This is a genomic window from Pseudorhodoplanes sp. (assembly GCF_035565795.1).
In the GTDB taxonomy this organism is placed as follows: domain Bacteria; phylum Pseudomonadota; class Alphaproteobacteria; order Rhizobiales; family Xanthobacteraceae; genus Pseudorhodoplanes.
In genome coordinates this window covers 1-2,133 of the sequence record NZ_DATMRV010000162.1, presented here as the reverse complement: position 1 = coordinate 2,133, position 2,133 = coordinate 1, and the positions used below count along the sequence as shown (strand labels likewise).

The window sequence follows — 2,133 nt, the reverse complement described above, 5'->3', positions numbered from 1 at the left end:
CCCAATTCTTCGGCGGGGACACGACGGTTCGAGCGCTGGCTGCCGTCTTCGTAGATAACGTCGAACAGCACGAATTCGGTCCGCTTCGTCGGCTTGCGCGCCATTGTTGTTCTCCTTGTTGGAGCACCCGCGGGTGACTGCGTTCCGAAACAGGAATGCAGTGCTGGCGGCAGCGCTCAGGTTCGACTTGTGCAGATGGTCCGACGCGATCGAGGCGCGACCCGGACCGCCCTTATATGCGCAATCGCAGAGGGTATCGCAACCCGCCGTGCCCCCGCTCATGCGAGCCATTCGGGCCGATCATGTCGGATAACGGCACGATTTTCGTGCAAAATCGGGGAGGAGGAGCGCCGATTATTGGCTGGCCCAGCGCTGGTCGATCCGCTGCCAGGTGCCATCGGCGCGGATAGCCGCGATGGCCTGGTCCAGTTTCGCAATCAGGTCTGCGGATTGCCCCTTCCGGACGGCGAGCGCGAGCGGCAATTCGAGGAACAGCCTCTCCGGCAGGGTGACCTTGCCTGCATGCAAGGTCGACGCGAGCTTGCGGCCGACCTGGAAGTTGAGCGCCGCGGCGTCGGCTTCTCCGGCCAGCAATTGTGCGAAGCTCTGGTCGTAATCCGCATTCACGACGAGCTTCACCTCGGGCGCGGTCTTTCCAATGAAGCCTGCGAGAGGACCGGTCTTCGGCGTCACCACCGTCTTTCCGGCGAGGGCTTTCAGGCTGTCCGGCGTCGGCTGCGGTGCACGCACGAACAGCGCGCCGCCGGTGATCACGAGCGGTGCGGTGAAGTCAAAGCTCTGCCTCCGCTCGGGATTGATGGCGATCGGGAAGACAGCATCGGCGCGGCCGTCCTCCAGAGTTTTCTGGATCTCCGCGAACGGCACTGGCACATAGACGATGGTGAGCCCGGCGCGCTGTGCAGCCGCATTGAGGATATCGACCGCAAGACCGTCCGACTTTCCGTCCTTCACTTCCGCGAAGGGCGGAAAACGCTGGTCATGCGCGACGCGCACGGTCTGCGCCTGAGCGGTGAATGGCGCGAACGACGCCAGGGAAGCCAGAAGTGCCGGAAGAAGAATGCGCATGTGCCCCTCAACGATGAGGCGGCAAGGCTAGCACGCTCCGCTCGCGCGAAGATATGCCGTGCACGCAACCTACTCCGCCGCGGCGAGATCGGGCGCGTCGATGAAGCCGCCGGACTGCCGGCGCCAGAGCGCGGCATAATGCCCGTCAGCCGCCAGTAATTCGTCATGCGTGCCCTGTTCCACGATGCGGCCCTTGTCGAGGATCACCAGGCGGTCCATGCGCGCGATGGTCGACAGCCGGTGCGCAATGGCGATTACGGTCTTGCCTTTCATCAGTTCGTCGAGGCTGGACTGGATCGCCGCTTCCACTTCCGAGTCGAGCGCGGAGGTCGCTTCATCAAGCACAAGGATCGGTGCGTTCTTCAGGATCACGCGTGCGATCGCGACGCGCTGGCGTTGTCCGCCCGACAGCTTCACACCGCGTTCTCCGACCTGCGCGTCATAGCCGCGCCGGTGCCGCCAGTCTTCGAGCCCGAAGATGAAGTCATGCGCCTGCGCCAGTTTTGCCGCGGCGACAACTTCGTCGTCGGTCGCCGAAGGCCGGCCGTAGCGGATATTGTCGCGGATCGAGCGGTGCAGCAGCGAGGTATCCTGCGTCACCACGGATATCTGCGTGCGCAGGGATTCCTGTGTCACCTGCGCGATGTCCTGACCGTCGATCAGGATGCGCCCGTTCTCCAGTTCGAAGAAGCGGAGCAGCAGGTTGACGAGCGTGGACTTGCCCGCGCCGGAGCGCCCGACGAGGCCGATCTTCTCGCCCGGCTTCACCGACAGGGAGAGGTTTTCGATCAGGCCCTTCTCGCTGCCATATCCGAAGCGGATATCCTGAAAGTCAATCTCGCCGCGCGTCACCGTCAGTTCCGTTGCATCCGGCTTGTCGGCGAGGCCAAGCGGCCGTGCGATCGCGCGCATGCCTTCCTGCACCACGCCGATATTCTCGAAGATGTCTGTGATCTGGTAGGCGACCCAGCCGGCCATGTTCACGATCTGCCACGCAAGCGGCAGCGCCATGGCGACCGTGCCGACCTGCACCTTGCCCTGCGTCCA

Annotated in this window: 2 protein-coding genes; both read right to left on the bottom strand. The window is 64.0% G+C overall.

The window, feature by feature from the left end; translation table 11 throughout:
* Positions 1-354 precede the first annotated feature (354 nt).
* The gene (locus VNZ93_RS14770) at positions 355-1,086 is read right to left on the bottom strand and encodes a substrate-binding periplasmic protein (protein WP_325706433.1); all 732 of its coding nucleotides are present in this window, start codon (positions 1,084-1,086) and stop codon (positions 355-357) included.
* A gap of 69 nt (positions 1,087-1,155) precedes the next feature.
* The coding region (locus tag VNZ93_RS14765; protein ID WP_325706430.1) for an ABC transporter ATP-binding protein at positions 1,156-2,133 on the bottom strand (978 nt) is incomplete at its 5' end.